This is a genomic window from Mycobacterium sp. pUA109 (assembly GCF_041287095.1).
Classification (GTDB): Bacteria; Actinomycetota; Actinomycetes; order Mycobacteriales; family Mycobacteriaceae; genus Mycobacterium.
This window is the reverse complement of record NZ_JBGGKS010000007.1, coordinates 128,867-147,842: the sequence shown is the minus strand read 5'-3', so window position 1 is coordinate 147,842 and position 18,976 is coordinate 128,867. Positions and strand designations below refer to the sequence as shown.

21 protein-coding genes are annotated in these 18,976 nt (G+C 69.8%); 12 read left to right on the top strand and 9 right to left on the bottom strand.

The genetic code is table 11. The annotated features are described in order from the left end of the window. Window positions 1–3: 3 nt before the first annotated feature. From ACAG26_RS10585 to ACAG26_RS10575, 3 genes are read right to left on the bottom strand one after another with little or no spacing between them, the layout of a single operon-like run. A complete protein-coding gene (locus ACAG26_RS10585; RefSeq protein WP_370481899.1) occupies window positions 4–897 on the bottom strand; it encodes an aldose 1-epimerase in 894 nt (297 codons plus the stop codon). 56 nt (window positions 898–953) lie between these two features. After that, window positions 954–2,126 (bottom strand): FAD-binding oxidoreductase, encoded by a 1,173-nt coding sequence (locus tag ACAG26_RS10580; protein WP_370481897.1) that lies wholly within the window; start codon window positions 2,124–2,126, stop codon window positions 954–956. Between the two features lie 11 nt (window positions 2,127–2,137). Next, window positions 2,138–3,133 carry an ABC transporter permease gene (locus ACAG26_RS10575; RefSeq protein ID WP_370481896.1) on the bottom strand — a complete coding sequence of 332 codons (996 nt, stop codon included), beginning with the start codon at window positions 3,131–3,133 and terminating at the stop codon, window positions 2,138–2,140. Window positions 3,134–3,346: 213 nt separating this feature from the next. Here ACAG26_RS10575 and ACAG26_RS10570 point away from each other — a divergent pair, with 213 nt between their 5' ends. From ACAG26_RS10570 to ACAG26_RS10560, 3 genes are read left to right on the top strand one after another with little or no spacing between them, the layout of a single operon-like run. Further along, the gene (locus ACAG26_RS10570) at window positions 3,347–4,123 is read left to right on the top strand and encodes an enoyl-CoA hydratase-related protein (protein ID WP_370481895.1); all 777 of its coding nucleotides are present in this window, start codon (window positions 3,347–3,349) and stop codon (window positions 4,121–4,123) included. A 43-nt stretch (window positions 4,124–4,166) separates the two neighbouring features. Next, the gene (locus ACAG26_RS10565) at window positions 4,167–4,505 is read left to right on the top strand and encodes an ArsR/SmtB family transcription factor (protein ID WP_370481893.1); all 339 of its coding nucleotides are present in this window, start codon (window positions 4,167–4,169) and stop codon (window positions 4,503–4,505) included. Then, the gene (locus tag ACAG26_RS10560; RefSeq protein ID WP_370481892.1) at window positions 4,502–4,951 is read left to right on the top strand and encodes an SRPBCC domain-containing protein; all 450 of its coding nucleotides are present in this window, start codon (window positions 4,502–4,504) and stop codon (window positions 4,949–4,951) included. Before ACAG26_RS10565 ends, ACAG26_RS10560 begins: the two co-directional genes overlap by 4 nt. Window positions 4,952–4,963: 12 nt before the next feature. Here the strand turns inward: ACAG26_RS10560 and ACAG26_RS10555 are convergent, their stop codons facing one another. Further along, window positions 4,964–5,473, bottom strand: a complete 510-nt coding sequence (locus ACAG26_RS10555; protein WP_370481891.1) for a hypothetical protein — start codon at window positions 5,471–5,473, stop codon at window positions 4,964–4,966. A 297-nt stretch (window positions 5,474–5,770) separates the two neighbouring features. Between ACAG26_RS10555 and clpB the strand changes: the two genes are divergently transcribed. Next, window positions 5,771–8,317: an ATP-dependent chaperone ClpB gene (gene clpB / locus ACAG26_RS10550; protein WP_370481890.1), complete on the top strand. Its 2,547-nt coding sequence runs from the start codon at window positions 5,771–5,773 to the stop codon at window positions 8,315–8,317. 105 nt (window positions 8,318–8,422) lie between these two features. On the opposite strand, the gene ACAG26_RS10545 is transcribed toward clpB, so the two are convergent. Further along, on the bottom strand, window positions 8,423–8,836 hold the full coding sequence (locus ACAG26_RS10545) for a hypothetical protein (RefSeq protein WP_370481889.1): 414 nt from the start codon (window positions 8,834–8,836) through the stop codon (window positions 8,423–8,425). A 198-nt stretch (window positions 8,837–9,034) separates the two neighbouring features. Between ACAG26_RS10545 and ttfA the strand changes: the two genes are divergently transcribed. Genes ttfA through ACAG26_RS10515 form a run of 6 tightly spaced genes read left to right on the top strand, consistent with a single transcriptional unit; the run spans window position 9,035 to window position 13,877 of the window. Then, window positions 9,035–9,838: a trehalose monomycolate transport factor TtfA gene (gene ttfA / locus ACAG26_RS10540; RefSeq protein ID WP_370481887.1), complete on the top strand. Its 804-nt coding sequence runs from the start codon at window positions 9,035–9,037 to the stop codon at window positions 9,836–9,838. 33 nt (window positions 9,839–9,871) lie between these two features. Continuing rightward, window positions 9,872–10,648 (top strand): SDR family NAD(P)-dependent oxidoreductase, encoded by a 777-nt coding sequence (locus tag ACAG26_RS10535; protein ID WP_370481886.1) that lies wholly within the window; start codon window positions 9,872–9,874, stop codon window positions 10,646–10,648. Window position 10,649: 1 nt separating this feature from the next. After that, complete coding sequence (gene pyrE, locus ACAG26_RS10530) at window positions 10,650–11,189, top strand: orotate phosphoribosyltransferase (RefSeq protein WP_370482112.1); 540 nt, start codon at window positions 10,650–10,652, stop codon at window positions 11,187–11,189. A gap of 18 nt (window positions 11,190–11,207) precedes the next feature. Then, window positions 11,208–12,101, top strand: a complete 894-nt coding sequence (locus tag ACAG26_RS10525) for a hypothetical protein (RefSeq protein ID WP_370482110.1) — start codon at window positions 11,208–11,210, stop codon at window positions 12,099–12,101. Next, the gene (locus ACAG26_RS10520) at window positions 12,094–12,747 is read left to right on the top strand and encodes a TrmH family RNA methyltransferase (protein WP_370481884.1); all 654 of its coding nucleotides are present in this window, start codon (window positions 12,094–12,096) and stop codon (window positions 12,745–12,747) included. The genes ACAG26_RS10525 and ACAG26_RS10520 overlap by 8 nt, the downstream gene beginning before the upstream one ends. Before the next feature lie 14 nt (window positions 12,748–12,761). After that, window positions 12,762–13,877, top strand: a complete 1,116-nt coding sequence (locus tag ACAG26_RS10515; protein ID WP_370481883.1) for a glycoside hydrolase family 76 protein — start codon at window positions 12,762–12,764, stop codon at window positions 13,875–13,877. A 10-nt stretch (window positions 13,878–13,887) separates the two neighbouring features. Here ACAG26_RS10515 and ACAG26_RS10510 read toward each other — a convergent pair whose 3' ends face one another. Both ACAG26_RS10510 and ACAG26_RS10505 read right to left on the bottom strand, forming a co-directional pair. After that, window positions 13,888–14,472 (bottom strand): hypothetical protein, encoded by a 585-nt coding sequence (locus tag ACAG26_RS10510; RefSeq protein ID WP_370481881.1) that lies wholly within the window; start codon window positions 14,470–14,472, stop codon window positions 13,888–13,890. Window positions 14,473–14,644: 172 nt separating this feature from the next. Then, entirely contained in the window at window positions 14,645–15,340 is a 696-nt protein-coding gene (locus tag ACAG26_RS10505) for a DedA family protein (protein ID WP_370481880.1), read from the bottom strand. Window positions 15,341–15,457: 117 nt separating this feature from the next. On the opposite strand from ACAG26_RS10505, the gene fbaA reads away from it, so the two are divergent. Beyond that, a complete protein-coding gene (fbaA, locus tag ACAG26_RS10500) occupies window positions 15,458–16,492 on the top strand; it encodes a class II fructose-bisphosphate aldolase (protein WP_370481878.1) in 1,035 nt (344 codons plus the stop codon). A gap of 83 nt (window positions 16,493–16,575) precedes the next feature. Here the strand turns inward: fbaA and ACAG26_RS10495 are convergent, their stop codons facing one another. Beyond that, the gene (locus tag ACAG26_RS10495) at window positions 16,576–17,469 is read right to left on the bottom strand and encodes a hypothetical protein (RefSeq protein ID WP_370481877.1); all 894 of its coding nucleotides are present in this window, start codon (window positions 17,467–17,469) and stop codon (window positions 16,576–16,578) included. A gap of 180 nt (window positions 17,470–17,649) precedes the next feature. Between ACAG26_RS10495 and ACAG26_RS10490 the strand changes: the two genes are divergently transcribed. Then, on the top strand, window positions 17,650–18,066 hold the full coding sequence (locus ACAG26_RS10490) for a DUF3151 domain-containing protein (RefSeq protein WP_370481875.1): 417 nt from the start codon (window positions 17,650–17,652) through the stop codon (window positions 18,064–18,066). Here the strand turns inward: ACAG26_RS10490 and ACAG26_RS10485 are convergent. Further along, complete coding sequence (locus ACAG26_RS10485; protein ID WP_370481873.1) at window positions 18,063–18,947, bottom strand: cation diffusion facilitator family transporter; 885 nt, start codon at window positions 18,945–18,947, stop codon at window positions 18,063–18,065. The two genes, ACAG26_RS10490 and ACAG26_RS10485, sit on opposite strands and share 4 nt — an antisense overlap. Window positions 18,948–18,976: the final 29 nt, after the last annotated feature.

Genomic DNA, 18,976 nt, shown 5'->3' with positions numbered 1-18,976 from the left:
GAGTCAGCGGAGCCGAATCGAGAACGTCGCTGTCGCCGGCTCACCCGGCTGGGCGAGCCGGTAGCCGCCGCGGCGCAGCGCGTCGGTGGGCGCGGCCATCGGTTCGAAGCACACCACCTGCTCACCGGCCGGCGCGAAGATCTGTGCCGCCGGATAGCCCTGCTCGAAATGCACCTCGATGCGCCGGTCACCGCCGGAGACGGCGAACACCGCATGCTCGGCCACCTGATCGAAGCCGTCGTCAAACACCGTGTCGCCCAGCAGCTCCGAGGTCCGCGGCCATTCCGACGTCGCCCCGGTCGGCAGCCCCCGTCCGTCGAGGGCCAGGTGCCGCATCGCCGGGGTGTCGATCCGCCACTGCGCCCGCGGCGTCTCCGGCAGCTGCAGATACGGGTGGAATCCGAAGCACAGCGGCACCGCCTCATCGGTGGTGGCGGTCACGGTGGTGCGCACCCGCAGCGTCCGCTCGGCAAGCGTCACCGCAACGCTGAGCAGATGCGGGAACGGGAAGCTGGCCAGCAGCACCGGGTCGGCGCCGAAATCCAGCTCCGCGCGCAGCTCGGTCGCCGATTGCGTGCTCACCCGCCACCCCGGATAGCCGGCCAGCAGGCCGTGGATCGGCAATCCGTTGGGGTCGGCCCGCACTCCGCCGCTGCCGGGCGTCACCGTGACCGATCGCCCATCGACGGTATAGCCGGTGTCGCCCAACCGATTCGCCCACGGATACAGGATGGGGATGCCCATCGTCTTGCCGTCGCTGAGGTAGGCGCGCCAGCCGCGCCGCTGCCCGAGTAGCTCCACGCCGGCGTCGGTCAGCGAAATCCCGATCATGCCGGCGCCCGGAACGAACTGCGTCGCCACGGCTGACGTCGGGTCGCGCAGGGTGACGATTTGCACGCCGTCCAGCCTAGCCGCCGTGAGCGTGCGCGTTCGGCGGCCGGGAGCGAAACCGCTCAGCTCGACAGCGGGTCGTGTTGGATGTGTTCCGGCGGAGCGCCTTTGGCGACCAGCGCGGCCTTGGTGGCGCGCACCATATTGGGTCCGCCGCAGATCAGGATCTGCCGATCGCCCCAGCCGCCGTATCGGGTCACCACCTCGGGCAGCTGCCCGGTCTGCCGCACGTGCAGGCCGCGCGGCGGCGTCACATCCGGGTAGTCGGCGGCCCACGGCGGGTCCCCGGTGTACTCCGACACCGGGGTCACCGACAGCCACGGGTTCTGCGAGGCGATCTCCCACAGGGTGGGCAGGTCGTAGAGCTCGCAGGGGTAGCGGGCGCCGAAGAACAGGTGCACCCGCGGGTTCACCGCCCAGCGGCATAGGTCCATGATGATCGTCCGCAGCGGCGTCAGCCCGGTGCTGCCGGCCACCATCAGCACGTCGCCGGCGTCGCGGTCGACGTGCAGGCTGCCATGCGGGCTGGACAGCCGCCACCGGTCGCCGGGCCGGGTCTCGCCGACGATCGCGGTGCTGACCATGCCGCCCAGCACCGCGCGGACATGGAACTCGATGGCCCCGCTCTTTTCCGACGGGATGGCCGGGGTCAGATAGCGCCACCGTCGCGGGCACTGTGGGATCTCGGCCTTGACGTACTGGCCGGGGTGATACGGCATCGGCCGGTCCAGTTGCAGCCGGACCACCGCTAGATCCCGGGAGACCCGGTGGTGTTCGATGACCGTGCCCTCCCACCAGGCCGGCCCGGCCTCGGCGTCGGCCGCCCCGCTCATCACCCCGGTGATCAGGTTCAGCGATTGTTGGGCGGCCTGTTCGACGGTGTCGGTCCAGACGTGGGCCAGCTGGCTGCGCAAGGTCGCGTGCAGCGCCTGGCGCAGCGTGTCGTAATGCGCCGGGGTGACACCGTATTTGCGGTGGTCGCGACCGAGCTGGGCCAAAAACGCGACCGGCTCCTGGGCGCGCTGCGCGACGAGTTCGCCGTACACCCACTCCATCGCGTGCCCGAACGCGGCCCGCTGACCGTCCAGGTCGGCCGGGAACAGGTCGCGGATCGAGGGGTCGATGGCAAACCAGCGGTCATAGAAGCGGCGGATCAGATCCGTGCCGTCGTGCGGCCCCGCTCCGGTGAAGGCGGCGTGCAGTACGCGCAGCGCATCCTGGTTGTCGAGGCTCACGACCGAGGAGTTTATGCCCGGTTGCGCGTCCCGGCGATAACGATGAGCAATGCGCCGGCGACCGCCCAGCCGGTGAGCACCAGGATCGCGGTGCCAGAACCCGCGCCGGCGAAGTACGCCGTCGAGCGCAGCAGCGTGGCGTTGGCGCCCTGCGGCAGCAGTTGTCCCAGCGCGCCCCAGCCGCGGGGCAGCATCTCCGGGGCGCTCATCAGCCCGGACAGCGGATTGCCCAGCAGCACGGCGATCACCGCGCCGACGCCCAGGCCGACCCGGCCAAACAACGAGCCCAACCCCAGTAGCGACAGGCTCATCGCCAGCGCCCCCAGCGTCAGCCCGGCCGTCACACCGGCGAAGTTGTGGTCGATGGACCCGAACACGTGGCGCAGCAGGGTCGCGATGGTCAGCCCGGCCAGCACCGAAAAGGCCAAGGTGGCAGCGAATCTCAGCCAGACGTCACGTGGGAAGACCAGAATCAGCACGATGGCCGGCAGCAGCCCGGCCAGGGTGAGCGGCAGGGCGGCGGCGGCCAGCCCGGTGCCGCGGGGGTCATGGGCGGGCAGCGGGACGAGGTCTTCGGTGTGCAGCGGCGTTCCGCGGTGTTGGGCGAGGCCGGCGCCGACCTGGGTCAGCAGTTGGGCGACCGCGGGGCTGGCTCCGGAGGCGGTGAGCAGCGTGATGCCCTGCGGACCGGTCGTCAGGCCGCCGTAGATGTTGCGGTGGCGGATCGCGCTTCGCAGGGCGTCCTGGTCGGGGTAGCTGATCACCGCGAAACCGCTCGGGGTGATCTGGTCGAGCTGGGACTGCAGCTGTCCGGCGCTCAGCGGTGCGGCCGCCCCGATCGGCAGATCGTGCGGCCGGGACCGTGCCGCCGGCCAGGCAAACGCCAGGCAGATGATCGCCAGCGCGATGACCAGCCCGACGACGACGCCGCCGGCGCGGACCGGGGCCGGCGTCACGTGCACGGCGGCGGGCTGCTGGCCGTGCTCAGGGAGCGATTGGGTGCTCACGTCACCAAACCTTTTCATCGAGCGGTGAATTTCTTGCCTGTGAGGGTAACCCTATCCGCAGACCCGGCAGGTGTCGGAATCCGGCGCCGACGTGGCCGACCCCGCGCGGGCCCGTCGACCGGTTAGCGAGGGGGGATTCCGTTGTACCCCAAGGAGATACCCTCGCCCTCTGATTGCGGTGCCGGAGGGCCGGGCGCGGAGTAGGTTTGCCAGGTGGGCTACCAGTGCATCGAAGTCGCCCGCCGCGGGGACTTCACGACGATCACCATGAACAGGCCGCAGCGACGCAACGCGCTCTCGCTTGCGCACATGGAGGAGCTCCTCACGGCGTTTCGGGCGGCGGGGGACAGCGATGCGCTGGGCGTGGTGCTGGCCGGCAACGGTCCGGTGTTCAGCGCGGGGCATGACTTCGCCGACGTGGCGGGCAAGGACTACGCCGCGGTGCGACAGCTGCTCGTCACCTGCACCGAGCTGATGACCACCATGCAACAGATCCCGCAGCCGGTGGTGGCCCGCGTGCATGGGCTGGCCACCGCGGCGGGCTGCCAACTGGTGGCCAGCGCCGACCTCGCGGTCGCCGCGGACACCGCGGGCTTCGCCGCGCCCGGTGGCAAGGGCGGTTGGTTTTGCCACACCCCGATGGTCGCCATCGCGCGCAACATCGGCCGCAAACGGGCGGCCGAGCTGGCGCTGTCCGGCGACGTGATCGATGCGGCGACCGCGCTGGATTGGGGTTTGGTCAACCAGGTAGTGCCGATCGAGCTGCTCGACGGCGCCGTCGCGGCGTTGCTGGAGCGGGTCACCCGCGGCAGCGCGCAGAGCAAGGGTCTGGGCAAGCAGGCGTTGTACGCCCAGATCGACCTCGACCAGCCCAAGGCCTACGCCTACGCGGTCGAGGTGATGGCCGCGGCCAGCCAACTGGCCGACGCCCAGGAAGGGGCGAACGCCTTTTTGGCGAAGCGCGAGCCGCGGTGGCGGCGCGGCCGATAAGACGCACTTGACACGTAGGGAAAATCCTACCTATTGTCGGGGTGTGTCGCCGCGGGTCAAATCGAGCCGGACCGACAGCGTCTTTGGGGCGCTGGCGAACCCGACTCGCCGTGACATCCTTGACCTGCTGCTCGACGGGCCACGCACCGTCGTCGCGCTCGCCGAACGCTTCGACATGGCCCGGCCCAGCGTGTCCGAACACCTCAAGGTGCTACGGGAATGCGGACTGGTCGCCGAACGCAAGCGCGGCAGGTTCCGCTATTACCACGTCAATCCGGAGCCGCTGCAACAGCTTTCGACATGGCTGAGTCCCTATGAACGCGTCTGGCGCGAGCGGCTGAGCGCGCTGGGTGGCGTGCTCGACGAGATGGAGGATCAATGAGCGAGATCGCCGCCGACGCCGCGGTCATCGAGGTCGACCAGTTCTATCCGCATCCGCCGGAGCGGGTGTGGCGAGCGCTTACCACGCCCGAGTTGATGGCGCGTTGGCTGATGAAACCCACCGGCTTTCGGCCGGTGGTCGGCACCCGGTTCACCTTCGCCGGCCAGCCGATGCCGTCGGTGGCCTTCTCCGGCGAGATCGCCTGCGAAGTGCTCGCCGTGGTCGACGGCGAAGAGTTGGCGATCTCGTGGGCCGACGCCCACGCCGACACACCGTCCTCCTGGGTGGTCACCTGGACGCTGCGGCCCGAGGGGCGCGGCACCCGGGTCATCCTGCGGCACAGCGGGTTCGACCCCGATGACGAGCAGCAGCAGCGCTCGCGGGCCATCATGGGCCACGGGTGGGTCCGGATCGCCGCCAGGCTCGGTGAAGTTCTGGACGGTTAGCCGGCGCCGGAATCAATCCTTGTCGATGGCTCGAATCAGGGTGGCAGCCGAGTCGCTGGACAGCATCCACCCCGTGCCCTGGTTGACGAAGGTCAGAACCGGGGCGACCGCTACCGGCAGCTTGGGGCCCGAGATGGTGGTCTCCGCCGCGGCGGTGTCCCGGCCCACCGACCAGGGCTGACCAACGGCGAACGCGAGCGGGAGTTCGCCGTGATCGGCCGCCTTGTCCAGCCGGCGTCGGCTGAACGCGCGGCGTTCCGCCGAGTTGACGCCGCCCTGGACCAGGCCGTCCTTCGCCTGGTCGGCGATGCCTGGATCGGTCAGCTGGGTCAGGATGCGGGTGATCTGCTCAGTCGTCGGCAGCTCCTGCGCAGGTGACGAGTTCGGCGCGGGGTCGCGTGGCGCCGGGACGGTGAACACCGCGGGTTGCGCATGAGCTGCCGTCGGGGCGCCCATCGCCACCCCGGCGAACGCGCCGCCGATTGCGGCTACGGCGGCGACGCCGACGGCGAGCGGCTTCATCGTCAGATCCTCGTCCTTCGCTTCGGCGGCCCCGCGACTCGCACGCGCGGATGGGGTCTACCGAGGCTAGCTAATGAAGTCCGAGGTGCTCCCGTTCGGACGACGCATTGTGCTGAAGCCCACGTCGACGCCGGGACCGACGCGTCGACTGTGCAGGCTGATACGCCCGCTGCGGCGTGTCGCGGATAACACCGCACGGTCGGCGGCGATCACGTTAGACTTGAGCGGAACAGACTCAACCTTGACGGCGTTGAACAACCCGACAAGCATTTTTGGCATACCCCGAATGGAGGTGTCGTGGACTCTTTTAATCCGACCACCAAGGCTCAAGCGGCGCTGACGTCGGCTTTGCAGGCGGCGACCGCGGCCGGCAACCCCGAGATCCGGCCCGCCCACCTGTTGATGGCCTTACTGACCCAGAACGACGGGATCGCCGCGCCGCTGCTGGAGGCGGTCGGTGTCGACCCGGCGACCATCCGCACCGAGGCGCAGCGCCTGCTCGACCGGTTGCCCCAGGCCACCGGCGCCAGCGCACAACCGCAGCTGTCCCGCGAATCGCTGGCCGCGATCACCGTCGCGCAGCATCTGGCCACCGAAATGGACGACGAGTACGTCTCCACCGAGCACCTGATGGTGGGGCTGGCCACCGGCGACTCCGACGTCGCCAAGCTGCTGACCGGCCACGGCGCCTCCCCGCAAGCGTTGCGGGAGGCGTTCGTCAAGGTGCGCGGTAGCGCCCGGGTCACCAGCCCCGACCCGGAGGCCAGCTACCAGGCGCTGGAGAAGTACTCCACCGACCTGACCGCCCGAGCGCGGGAAGGCAAGCTCGACCCGGTGATCGGTCGGGACACCGAGATCCGCCGGGTGGTGCAGGTGTTGAGCCGGCGCACCAAGAACAACCCGGTGCTCATCGGTGAGCCCGGCGTCGGCAAGACCGCCATCGTCGAGGGCCTCGCGCAGCGCATCGTGGCCGGCGACGTGCCGGAAAGCCTGCGCGACAAGACCGTCATCTCCCTGGATCTGGGATCGATGGTGGCCGGCGCCAAGTACCGCGGCGAATTCGAGGAACGGCTCAAGGCCGTGCTCGACGACATCAAGAACTCCGCCGGGCAGATCATCACGTTCATCGACGAGCTGCACACCATCGTCGGCGCCGGCGCCACCGGTGAAGGCGCGATGGACGCCGGCAACATGATCAAGCCGATGCTGGCCCGCGGCGAGCTGCGGCTGGTCGGCGCCACCACGCTCGACGAATACCGCAAGCACATCGAGAAGGACGCCGCGTTGGAGCGGCGCTTCCAGCAGGTGTACGTCGGCGAGCCGTCGGCCGAGGACACCATCGGCATCCTGCGCGGGCTGAAGGACCGCTACGAGGTGCACCACGGGGTGCGCATCACCGACTCGGCGCTGGTCGCGGCGGCCACCCTGAGCGACCGCTACATCACCGCCCGGTTCCTGCCGGACAAGGCCATCGACCTGGTCGATGAGGCCGCGTCCCGGCTGCGGATGGAGATCGACTCCCGCCCGGTGGAGATCGACGAGGTCGAACGGCTGGTGCGCCGGCTGGAGATCGAGGAGATGGCGCTGGCCAAGGAGGACGACGCCGCGTCGGCGGAGCGGCTGGAGAAGCTGCGCTCCGAGCTGGCCGACCAGAAAGAGAAGCTGGCCGAGCTGACCGCGCGCTGGCAAAACGAGAAGAACGCCATCGACATCGTCCGCGAGCTCAAAGAACAGCTCGAGGCGTTGCGCGGCGAATCCGACCGCGCCGAACGTGACGGGGACCTGGCCAAGGCCGCCGAGCTGCGCTACGGGCGCATCCCCGAGGTCGAAAAGAAGCTCGACGCGGCGCTGCCCGGCGCGCAAGCCCGCGAAGACGTAATGCTCAAGGAGGAGGTCGGCCCCGACGACATCGCCGATGTGGTGAGCGCGTGGACCGGCATCCCGGCCGGGCGGCTGCTGGAAGGCGAAACCGCCAAGCTGCTGCGGATGGAAGAGGAGCTGGGTAAACGCGTTGTCGGGCAGCGCAAGCCGGTGCAGGCGGTGTCGGACGCGGTGCGCCGCAGCCGGGCCGGCGTCGCCGACCCCAACCGGCCGACCGGGGCGTTCTTGTTCCTGGGCCCCACCGGGGTCGGGAAGACCGAGCTGGCCAAGGCGTTGGCCGACTTCCTGTTCGACGACGAACGGGCCATGGTCCGCATCGACATGAGCGAATACGGCGAAAAGCATTCGGTGGCCCGGCTGGTCGGGGCGCCCCCCGGCTACATCGGGTATGACCAGGGCGGTCAGCTGACCGAGGCGGTGCGTCGCCGTCCGTACACGGTGGTGCTGTTCGACGAGGTCGAAAAGGCTCACCCGGACGTGTTCGACGTGCTGCTGCAGGTGCTCGACGAGGGACGACTCACCGACGGGCAGGGCCGCACCGTCGACTTCCGCAACACCATCCTGATCCTGACGTCCAACCTGGGCGCCGGGGGCAGCGAGGAGCAGGTGATGGCCGCGGTGCGCGCCACGTTCAAGCCGGAGTTCATCAACCGGCTCGATGACGTGCTGATCTTCGAGGGGCTCAACCCCGAAGAGCTGGTGCACATCGTCGACATCCAGCTCGAGCAGTTGGGTAAGCGGTTGGCGCAGCGGCGGCTGACCCTGGAGGTGTCGCTGCCGGCCAAGCGTTGGCTATCGCAGCGCGGCTTCGACCCGGTCTACGGTGCCCGGCCGCTGCGGCGGCTGGTGCAGCAGGCCATCGGCGACCAGCTGGCCAAGATGCTGCTGGCCGGCGACGTGCACGACGGTGACACCGTGCCGGTCAACGTCAGCGCCGACGGCGACTCGCTGGTGCTGGGCTAATTTTTGCCCGCGAGCAGACGCGAAAGCCCCCGTTTCTCAATGAAATCGGGGGCTTTTGTGTCTGCTCGGCCAGGCTTGTCCACCGGAGCCGTGTTGACATTGCGTCTAGGGTCGCGATTTTTCGAAATCCACGACCGTAGACGCAATTTCAACACGACCGCTCGATCCCCCCGAGCTGCACCACTCGTCCTGGGAAAACTGGGAGGCCCGGATCGCCGATGACACCGCGGAGTCGAAGCCGCCGAGTCCGCTGGGCGAGTAGCGTGTGGCAGGTTGGCCGCCCGACGCGGCGACCGGAAACCAGGCGGGGATCGTGCGGGTGCCGGGAGTTCGCTCGCGTGATCGTCGGTCCCACCGATAGGCCACCAGCGCGCCGAGACCCGTCAGCACCACCACCGCGGTGGTGATCAATGGCCAGCGGCCGAAGATCCGGTCGAACCGAATCGTCCACCGCAGGGTGACCCGGTTGGTGTCCGCCTCGGCGATGCTGCACGGGTGCGGCCCGGCGGTGCACTGCACCGATAGCGGACCATCCGCGCGCTGGGATCGGTGGGGTCGGCCACCGGAAAGAACCGGAAGATGCCGTGCTGATCAGCTTTCATGTCCACGATCAGCGTCTCGGTTGCCGTCAGTTCGAGTGCCAGATTGCAGGCTGATGCGGGGTTGTGACCTGCTGGCGTTCGTGCATCCCCGCCGGAAGCGGATAGGCTACCCCTAATGGTCCCGCTCTGGTTCACGCTGTCCGCGCTGTGTTTCGTCAGCGCGGCGGTGCTGCTGTACGTCGACATCGATCGGCGCCGCGGCCATCGCAGGCGCCGGAGGTCCTGGGCCCGGTCGCACGGATTCGACTACGAGCCGGAGTCCACCGACATCCTCAAACGCTGGAAGCGCGGGGTGATCTCGACCGTCGGCGACGTCCCGGCCCGCAATGTGGTGCTGGGCCAGATCCGTGGCGAGGCGGTGTACATCTTTGACCTCGAGGAAGTCGCCACGGTGATCGCGCTGCACCGCAAGGTCGGCACCAACGTCACCGTCGACCTGCGGCTCAAGGGACTCAAGGAACCGCGCGAAAACGATATTTGGCTGCTCGGCGCGATCGGGCCGCGGATGGTGTACTCCACCAACCTGGACGCGGCCCGGCGGGCCTGCGACCGGCGGATGGTCACCTTCGCCCACACCGCACCGGACTGCGCCGAGATCATGTGGAACGAGCAGAACTGGACCCTGGTGTCGATGCCGGTGTCGTCCACCCGCGCCCAATGGGACGAGGGGCTGCGCACCGTGCGGCAGTTCAACGACCTGCTGCGAGTGCTGCCGCCCGTCCCCCAGCAGGCCGCGCTGCCGGAGGCGTCGAGCCGCCGCAACGCGGGGCCCAGCCGTCCGCTGGCCCCGGCCAGCCAGCCCGAACTGTCCGCCAGCCGCGGCGCGGGCCAGGCCCGACGCGAAAACGGGCGCTCGGAATCGGTGCGGCGCCCGCCGCCGAGCCGCAACGGCCGCCAGGCCACCCACTACCAGCGCTGACGGCGCCCGATCCGTCCTCAGTACACTGACGCCGTGCCTCGCCCCGTCGCGCTGATCACCGGCCCCACCTCCGGGATCGGCGCCGGCTATGCCCGCCGGTACGCCGCCGACGGCCACGACCTGGTGCTGGTCGCCCGCGACGCTAACCGACTCGAACAGCTGGCCGCCGAGCTGCGCGATGAGGGCGGCCGCGCCGTCGAAGTGCTGCGCGCCGACCTGGCCGACGCCGACGGCCGCGCCCGGGTGGCCGACCGGCTGGCCGCCGGGGTGCAGGTGCTGGTCAACAACGCCGGCTTTGGCACCTCCGGCGAGTTCTGGACCGCCGACCCGACGCTGCTGCAGGCGCAGCTGGACGTCAACGTGACCGCGGTGATGCAGCTGACCCGGGCCGCGCTGCCGGCGATGCTGGACGCCGGCGCCGGCACGGTGATCAACGTGGCCAGCGTCGCCGGGCTGGTGCCCGGCCGCGGGTCGACGTACTCGGCGTCCAAATCCTGGGTGATCGCGTTCACCGAGGGACTGGCCAACGGGCTCAAGGGCACCGGGGTCGGCGTGCACGCCGTGTGCCCGGGGTTCGTGCGCACCGAATTCCACCAGCGCGCCGGGATCGACATGGCCTCGATGCCGTCGTTTCTGTGGCTCGAAGTCGACGACGTGGTGCGGGAAAGCCTGGCCGACATCGGCCGCGGCAAGGTGATCAGCATCCCGGGCGTGCAGTACAAGGCGATCACCACCGCCGGGCGGATGGTGCCGCGCACCCTGGTGCGCGCGGTCAACAACGTGATCGGGCGGGGCCGTGGCCGCACCTGAACTGATCAGCGCCGAGCGCGATGAGCTGGCCGAGCTGGTGCGCCAGCTGTCGGTGGTGCACGGGCGGGTCACGCTGTCCTCCGGCAAAGAGGCCGACTACTACGTCGACCTGCGGCGCGCCACGTTGCACCATCGGGCCAGTGCGCTGATCGGTCGGCTGATCCGGCAGCTCACCGACGACTGGGACTACGTCGCGGTCGGTGGCCTGACGTTGGGCGCGGACCCGGTGGCCACCGCCGTGATGCACGCCCCGGGCCGCCCGATCGACGCGTTCGTCGTCCGCAAATCGGTGAAAACCCATGGCATGCAACGCCTTATCGAAGGGGCCGAGGTCTCGGGCCGTCGGGTGCTGGTGGTGGAGGACACCAGCACCACCGGCGGTTCGGTGCTGACGGCGGTGCGCGCGGTGCGCGACGCCGGCGGGGACGTGGTGGGCGTGGCCACCGTGGTGGACCGCGCCACCGGCGCCGCCGAAGCCGTCCAAGCCGAGGGCCTGCCGTATCGCAGCGTGCTGGGGTTGGCCGATCTGGGGCTGCACTGACCAGCCGTGCGGGCGTTCATGGCGGTGCTGACAGCGACCCTGCTCGCGCTGGTTGCGGCGTGTTCGGACCCCGAGCACGCCGGCCCGTACGGAGCGCAGACCGCCCGGCTCGGTGAATCGCTGGCGGTGCTGGGCTGGAACATCGCGGTGTCCAACCTGCGCTGGGAGGCCGACCAGGTGCGCGTCGACGTCGACGCCGCCGCCGCCGACCCCGCCGCCCCGCACGCCAAGCCCGGCGACATCCGGTTCGGGCTGTACGGCGCGCTCGGCCATCCGCTGGAGGCCGCCGGCATCGGCAGCTGCGCCGATATCGCCGGGCCCGGCATCGACGCCGGGCAGCCGCTGGCGGCGCCGTCGCCGGACCGGCTCACCGGCACGGTGTGTCTGGGGCCGATGAAGAACCGCAGCGCGGTGCGCGGCGTCTACGTCTACTCCCCGGCCGACCGGATCGCGGGCAGCACGGTGGCCTACGGGGCGGCCTTCCCGGTGGGGGTGGCCCCGACCGACGGCACCGACACCGGGCTGGCGTTGTCGACCAGCGGGGTGACGGCCTGGCGGGCCGACGGCACCCCGCTGACCCCGGCGGCGCTGGGTGATCCGACCGCGTTCACCGGCAACGGCTACCTGCTGTTGAACCTGACCGCCGACGCCCCGGCCGGCCGCTACCGCGACGACGCGGTGGCCCGCGGCGGACCGCTGATGCTGGTCGTGGCGCCGTCGCAGCCGGTGCCCGGGCTGGACCCGGCCTGCGCGGCCGCCGGATCGTCGGCGCTGGTGTTGCCGGAGGCGTCGTTGAAGGCCGTGCACGTCAACGCGTCGCTGTGCAGCCACGGCGAAATCAACGCCGCGGTGCTCTACGCGACGGTGTCGGTGATCGGCACCCACGCCGCGGTCTGGACCGTCGATGCCTGAGCAGCCTGAGCCCGGGCCCACCGAGTGGGGCGCCCCGGTCAGCGGGGTCGGCCCGTGGGAAGGGGATCCGCCCACCGACCCGCGCTATGACCCGGTGCTGCTGCGCGACGGCGACACCCGCAACGTGGTGGACGCCTACCGGTACTGGACCCGCGAAGCGATCGTCGCCGACATCGATCGGCGGCGGCACGCGCTGCACATCGCCATCGAGAACTTCGGTCACGACGCCAACATCGGCTCGGTGGTGCGCACCGCCAACGCGTTCGCGGTGCACACCGTGCACATCGTCGGCCGGCGCCGGTGGAACCGCCGCGGCGCCATGGTCACCGACCGCTACCAGCGGCTGTGCCACCACGACAGCACCGCCGAACTGCTGGATTTCGCCGTCCACGCCGACCTGACCGTCGTCGCGGTCGACAACGTGCCCGGCGCCGAGCGGCTGGAGCAGACCACGCTGCCGCGCAACTGCTTGCTGATCTTCGGCCAGGAAGGTCCTGGCATCAGCGCCGACGCCCGGGCCGGCGCGCAGCGCACCGTGTCGATCGCGCAGTTCGGTTCGACCCGCAGCATCAACGTCGGCGTCGCCGCCGGGATCGTGATGCACGCCTGGATTACCCAGCACGGCGCCCTGGACCGCGCCTGGTAAGGCAGGATCAAGGCATGGATCGGGTATGGGCGAACCGGGCGGCCAGTGCCGAGGCCGCCGTGCGGCAACGACACCTGAAACGGCTGTGGTACCTGCCGGGCACCCAACTGGGGGTGGTGGGCTGGCCGCCGACCCGGCGGGATCGTTGGTTCGGCAGCTGGCATTACTGGTGGCAGGCGCATCTGCTGGATTGCCTGGTCGACGCGCAACTGCGCGACCCGCAGACCGACCGCGGGGCCGAGATCAAACGGCAGATCCGCGCACATCGACTGCGCAACAACTTGTCCTGGGTGAACAACTACTACGACGACATGGCCTGGCTGGGGCTGGCGATCGAGCGGGCCAGCCGGGTCGTCGGCGTCGACCGACACCGGGTGCTGGACAAATTGACCGACCAGTTCGTCAAGGCGTGGGTGCCCGAGGACGGCGGCGGGATTCCGTGGCGCAAACAGGACCAGTTCTTCAATGCCCCGGCCAACGGGCCGGCGGGAATCTTCTTGGCCCGCTACGGTGATCGGCTCAAGCGGGCCCAGCAGATGGCCGACTGGATCGACAAAACCCTGATCGACCCGGAGACCCACCTGGTGTTCGACGGCATCAAGGCCGGTTCGCTGGTCCGCGCCCAGTACACCTACTGCCAGGGCGTGGTGCTCGGCTTGGAAACCGAGCTGGCGGTGCGCACCGGAGACGGGCGGCACTCCGCCCGTGTCCACCGGTTGGTGGCCGCGGTCAAAAAAGAGATGGCCCCGGCCGGGGTGCTCAAGGGCGCCGGCGGCGGCGACGGCGGCCTGTTCGGCGGGATCACCGCCCGCTACCTGGCGTTGGTGGCCACCAGCCTGCCCGGGGACTCCGCCGCGGACGCCGCCGCCCGCGACACCGCGCGTGAGCTGGTGTTGTCTTCGGCGCAGTCGGCGTGGGACTACCGCCAGCCGGTCAACGGGCTCCCGTTGTTCGGGCCGTTTTGGGACCGCGCCGCGGAACTGCCCAAGGACGCCGAGGACGGCGCCGAGTTCGTCAACGGCGCGGTCGACGCGTCCGCGGTGCCCGAACGCGACCTGTCGGTGCAGCTGTCCGGCTGGATGCTGATGGAGGCCGCGCACGCCGTCGCCGAGCTGGACGCTCAGGACTGAGCCGGGGGCGCTATCTCGACGGATTAACCGTCTGCCCCGGGTTGGGGACACCGGGATTGGTGACGGCCGGGGTTTGCGGCTCTGGCGCCTCCATCGGCCCGGTCGGGTCCGCGACGGGCGGCCCGTAATCCTCTCCCGGCGGCTGCGCCCCCAGCGGGAACGGGGGCAGCGGTTCGGGCGACGGCACATACGGCTTGGGCACCAGGTAGTTGCGCCACGCCCCCGGCGGGTTGGGCGCCTGGCCAATCGAGTTGTCGGGGTTGCGCCACGTGCAGGAACCCCCCACCCCGGCCAGCGAACTCAGCCCGGCGTTGACCGGGCCGACGCCGATCCCGGCGTTAGCGCCGCCGCCCAGGCTCCACCCGCCGTACTCGCAGTGCCAATGGGTGGAGTTCTCTTCGACCGGGAAATCGCAGAAGTACCAATAGGTTCCGAGGACCAATCCGCTTTGCCCGATGCCGGGGTAGTCGCAGAGATCCGGACCGGGCACCCCGCCGCCGGGGCCGGCGTGGGCGGCGGGGGCGGCGCCGAACATCAGGCATACCGCGGCGCCAAGCGTGATCAAAACCGTGTGAATACGGGTCAGTCCGCGCACGAGAAAGGGATCCTTTCGTCACATCACTGTCTGACGACTGCGATCCCAGCGTCGCACGGGTGTTATCGATCTGTGATGTAAACGGAAGTTAGGGCGTGTCTTACCGAGCAAGCGACAGTACCCACACCAGTAGGTGCCAGCGGGAAACGGGTCGGCTCATCGGCCGAGCCGGCTAGACCGCCTTTTCCGGGGCGGGCACCTGCTCGGAGTGGGTCCGGGCGTGGCGGCGGCGGGACAGGTACGCCTTGCCCGCCGAGAACAGCGCCGGCAGCAGCGACACGAACAGGATGCCGAGGATGATCGTCTCGAGATGGTTGGCGACACCGGGCACCCTGGTGCCCAGGAAGTAGCCGGTCAGCGTCATCCCGGCGCCCCAGGCCACGCCGCCGACGATGTCGAACCCCAGGTACAGCGGGTAACGCATGTAGGACACCCCGGCGATCACCGGCACGAAGGTCCGGGCGAACGGCACGAACCGGGCCAAGATGATCGCCCACGGCCCGTACTTTTCGAAGAACGCGTGCGACTCGGTCACATAATGCTTCTTGAAGAAGCGGGAGTCTTCCTTCTTGAACAGCGCCGGCCCGATCCGGCGGCCGATGAAATACCCGCTCTGGTCGCCCAGCACCGCCACAACCGCCACCGCCGGGGCCAGGAGCCGGATGTCGAGGGTGCCGCCGGCGGCCAGCAGGCCCCCGGTGAACAGCAGCGACTCGCCGGGCAGCAGCGGGAACAGCAGCCCGGTCTCCACGAAGACGATCACCAAGATGGCGGGCAGCACCGCGGACGCGAACAGCCCGTGGGGGCCGATCCAGAACCACGGGCTGATCAGGTCGGGTAGTTGGAGGGCCACCAGGCTGGTGCTCATGACGCCCTAACATACCGGTGTTGGCTGGGTGGGCTGTTTAGCGCAACCCGGAGCTTGGAATACTGAGGGCACACGTGGCCATCATCACCGTCGTTGAACTCGCCAGGAGGAAGTCCCATGCCCATCGCAACGCCTGAGGTTTACGCCGAGATGCTGGGACGGGCCAAGGACAATGCCTACGCCTTCCCGGCAATCAACTGCACCTCTTCGGAGACCATTAACGCCGCGATCAAGGGTTTCGCCGACGCCGGCAGCGACGGCATCATCCAGTTCTCGACCGGCGGCGCCGAGTTCGGTTCCGGGCTGGGGGTCAAGGACATGGTGACCGGCGCGGTGGCGTTGGCCGAGTTCGCGCACGTCATCGCCGACAAGTACCCGATCAACGTGGCGCTGCACACCGACCACTGCCCCAAGGACAAACTGGACGGGTTTGTCCGGCCGCTGCTGGCGATCTCCGCGGAAAGGGTGAGCGCCGGCCGCAACCCGTTGTTCCAGTCGCACATGTGGGACGGCTCGGCGGTGCCGATCGACGAGAACCTCGACATCGCCCGGGAGCTGCTCAAGCAGGCCGCCGCCGCCAAGATCATCCTGGAGATCGAGATCGGCGTGGTCGGCGGTGAGGAAGACGGCGTCGCCAACGAGATCAACGACAAGCTGTACACCACCCCGGACGACTTCGAGAAGACCATCGACGCCCTGGGCGCCGGCGAGCACGGCATCTACCTGCTGGCCGCCACCTTCGGCAACGTGCACGGCGTCTACAAGCCCGGCAACGTCAAGCTGCGTCCGGACATCCTGGGCCAGGGCCAGCAGGTGGCCGCCGCCAAGCTGGGGCTGCCGGAGGGCTCCAAGCCGTTCGACTTCGTCTTCCACGGCGGCTCGGGCTCGCTGAAGTCCGAGATCGAGGAGGCGCTGCAGCACGGCGTGGTGAAGATGAACGTCGACACCGACACCCAGTACGCGTTCACCCGGCCGATCGCCGCGCACATGTTCAGCAACTACGACGGGGTGCTCAAGGTCGACGGCGAGGTCGGCAACAAGAAGACCTACGATCCGCGCAGCTACCTGAAGAAGGCCGAAGCCAACATGACCGAGCGCGTCATCGAGGCTTGCAACGACCTGCACTGCGCCGGGAAGAGCCTGTCGGCCTAACCCGGCGCGCGGCCTAACCCCGCGAGCAGACGTGAAAGCCCCCGTTTTCCAGCGGAATCGGGGGCTTTTACGTCTGCTCGCCGTTACCCGGTCGGGGACTGGCAGATCTTCCACTGGTCGTCGCGGAACTGCAGGTCGAAGCTGCGGGTGGACCGGACCTGCGGCGCGTACGCCATGAACGCGGTGACGTTGGCCTCGGCGTGGTCGCCGTGCACGGCGACCTGGTCGATGCTGGCGACCACCGGATAGCGTTTGGCCGCCGCCACCCGCCGGTAGGTGTCGTTCCACGCCTGGTCGTTGTAGTTGACGTAGCCGTCGCGGGCGGTGCCGCAGGTGATGGTGCGCAGCGTGGTCAGATCGCCGTTTTGCACCGCGATGTCGAAATTGTGGATGGTGTCGCGGACCTGGTCTTCCTGCGATGCCTTCGAGCTGTGCCCGCGGGTCAGCCACACCGTGCCCAGCACCGCGATCGCCGCCAACGCCAGGATGATCAGGATCAGCGCCAGCACCCAACCCCAGCTATGGGCGGTGCTCGCCGGCAGCTTGCGCGCCAGCCGCGGTGGAATCAGCTGGGGCGCCGCCTTTCTCGGCGGCGGTGGTGGCGGCGCCGCCGAGGTCTGGAACACCTCGGTGGTCGGCTCCGGTACGGAGTGGATGACCTCGGTGGCGCCGGCGTCGAACCCCGGCGCGGTGAAGCGGCGCTCCGGGGTCGGCTGGTGCTGCGGCTGGACCCCGGCGCCGGTGGCGAACGCCTCGGTGGCCGCGCCGGCGCCGGTGTCGAGGACCTCGGTGGCGGCCTCGTTCTCCGGGTCGGCCCCGGCGCTGTCCTCGGCGTCGGTCGACGCCGCCGGATAACTCTCGGTGACCTGCTCGTCCGGCTCGACGGGCTGCGTCTCCTCCGCGGCGGCGTCGGTGGCTTCGGGGGCCGGGTCGGTGTTCGGGGCGTCGTCGCGGTCGGGCCCAGATGGGTTCGGCATGGGTTCCTGCTGTCCTCCCGCTGTGGAATGTGGTGGCGCTAGTTTGGAGCTTACTGAGCGACGTGGCCACCCGATGGAGCGGATGACTCTCCGCGGCACGGCACAATGAGCGTCGGCAACGACGAGAGGAGTAGCGATGAGGTGGGGGTACCTGCCGCGTGCGGGGCAGGAGCGGCGCCGATGACGCCGATGGGTGACCTGCTGCAACCGGACCCGGTCTTGCTACCCGCGGACCGGGACGCCGAAGCCGAGTTGCAGGCCAACGAGAACCCGGCCATCGTCGCCGCCGCCCACCCGGCCGCGTCGGTGGCCTGGGCGGCGCTGGCCGAGGGCGCATTGGCCGAGGACAACGCCATCACCGCCTACGCGTACGCCCGCACCGGCTACCACCGCGGCCTGGATCTGCTGCGCCGCAACGGCTGGAAGGGTTTCGGTCCGGTGCCCTACGCGCATGAACCCAACCGCGGTTTCCTGCGCTGCGTGGCCGCGCTGGCGCGCGCCGCGGACGCGATCGGGGAGACCGACGAACAGACCCGCTGCCTGGACCTGCTCGACGACTGCGATCCGGCCGCAAGGTCGGCGCTGGGCCTGAGCTAAAAACCCGGGCAGTGGCCGACCCCGTCCGGCGGCTCGATCTGCACGGTGGCGTGCTGCAGCCCGTGGGCGGTCAGCACCGCCCGGGCGTCGTTGAGCACCCGCGCCGAATCGGCGCCGCTGGTCAGGTGCGCGGTGACCATGTCCTTACCCGGCGCCAGCGTCCACACGTGCAGGTCATGCACGTCGGTGACGCCGTCGACGGCGCGCAGCGCCGACCGCAGCTGGTCTACGTCGATGTGGCCGGGTGAGGATTCGGACAGGATCCGCAGCGCCGACCTGGCCAGCGCGAGCGCCCGCGGCAGCACCCACAACGCGACCAGCACCGCCACCACCACGTCGGCGTAGGGCCAGTGGGTGGTCACGGTGACCACCCCGGCGATCAGCACGCCGATGCTGCCGACGATGTCGGCCACCACCTCCAGGTAGGCGCCCTTGACGGCCAGGCTGTGTTCGGCGTGCGAGCGCAGCAGCAGCATCACGATCGCGTTGGCGACCAGCCCGGCGCAGGCCACCACGATCATCGGCACCCCGGGGACCTGCGGGGCGTCACCGAGGCGCTGGATGGCCTCGTCGAGGATGATGGCGGCCACCCCGATCAGCAGCGCGGCGTTGACGACGGCGGTGAACACCTCGGCCCGGTGCCACCCGTAGGTGCGGGCCGGTGACGAGCTGCCGCGCCGCGCCATCAGCACCGCGATCAACCCCATGAACAGCGCCGCCAGATCGGTCAAGATGTGCCCGGCGTCGGCGAGCAGCGTGATCGAGTTGATCAGCAGGGCGGTGGTGATTTCCACGATGAGGAACACGCCCAGCACCGCGGTGGCGGCGACCATCCGGGACACGCGGGCGTCGGCGTGGCTGTGCTGGTGGCCGGCGCCCATAGCCCCTCAATGTAAGCCATGCAAGGCCG

Excerpts from the sequence above, each read along its gene's own strand:
- ttfA (WP_370481887.1), top strand. The coding sequence starts at position 9,035 with ATGGTCCCGCTCTGGTTCACGCTGTCCGCGCTGTGTTTCGTCAGCGCG.
- ACAG26_RS10485 (WP_370481873.1), bottom strand. The coding sequence starts at position 18,947 with ATGGGCGCCGGCCACCAGCACAGCCACGCCGACGCCCGCGTGTCCCGG.
- ACAG26_RS10495 (WP_370481877.1), bottom strand. The coding sequence starts at position 17,469 with ATGCCGAACCCATCTGGGCCCGACCGCGACGACGCCCCGAACACCGAC.
- fbaA (WP_370481878.1), top strand. The coding sequence starts at position 15,458 with ATGCCCATCGCAACGCCTGAGGTTTACGCCGAGATGCTGGGACGGGCC.
- ACAG26_RS10515 (WP_370481883.1), top strand. The coding sequence starts at position 12,762 with ATGGATCGGGTATGGGCGAACCGGGCGGCCAGTGCCGAGGCCGCCGTG.
- ACAG26_RS10525 (WP_370482110.1), top strand. The coding sequence starts at position 11,208 with ATGGCGGTGCTGACAGCGACCCTGCTCGCGCTGGTTGCGGCGTGTTCG.
- ACAG26_RS10520 (WP_370481884.1), top strand. The coding sequence starts at position 12,094 with ATGCCTGAGCAGCCTGAGCCCGGGCCCACCGAGTGGGGCGCCCCGGTC.
- ACAG26_RS10505 (WP_370481880.1), bottom strand. The coding sequence starts at position 15,340 with ATGAGCACCAGCCTGGTGGCCCTCCAACTACCCGACCTGATCAGCCCG.
- ACAG26_RS10560 (WP_370481892.1), top strand. The coding sequence starts at position 4,502 with ATGAGCGAGATCGCCGCCGACGCCGCGGTCATCGAGGTCGACCAGTTC.
- ACAG26_RS10490 (WP_370481875.1), top strand. The coding sequence starts at position 17,650 with ATGACGCCGATGGGTGACCTGCTGCAACCGGACCCGGTCTTGCTACCC.
- ACAG26_RS10555 (WP_370481891.1), bottom strand. The coding sequence starts at position 5,473 with ATGAAGCCGCTCGCCGTCGGCGTCGCCGCCGTAGCCGCAATCGGCGGC.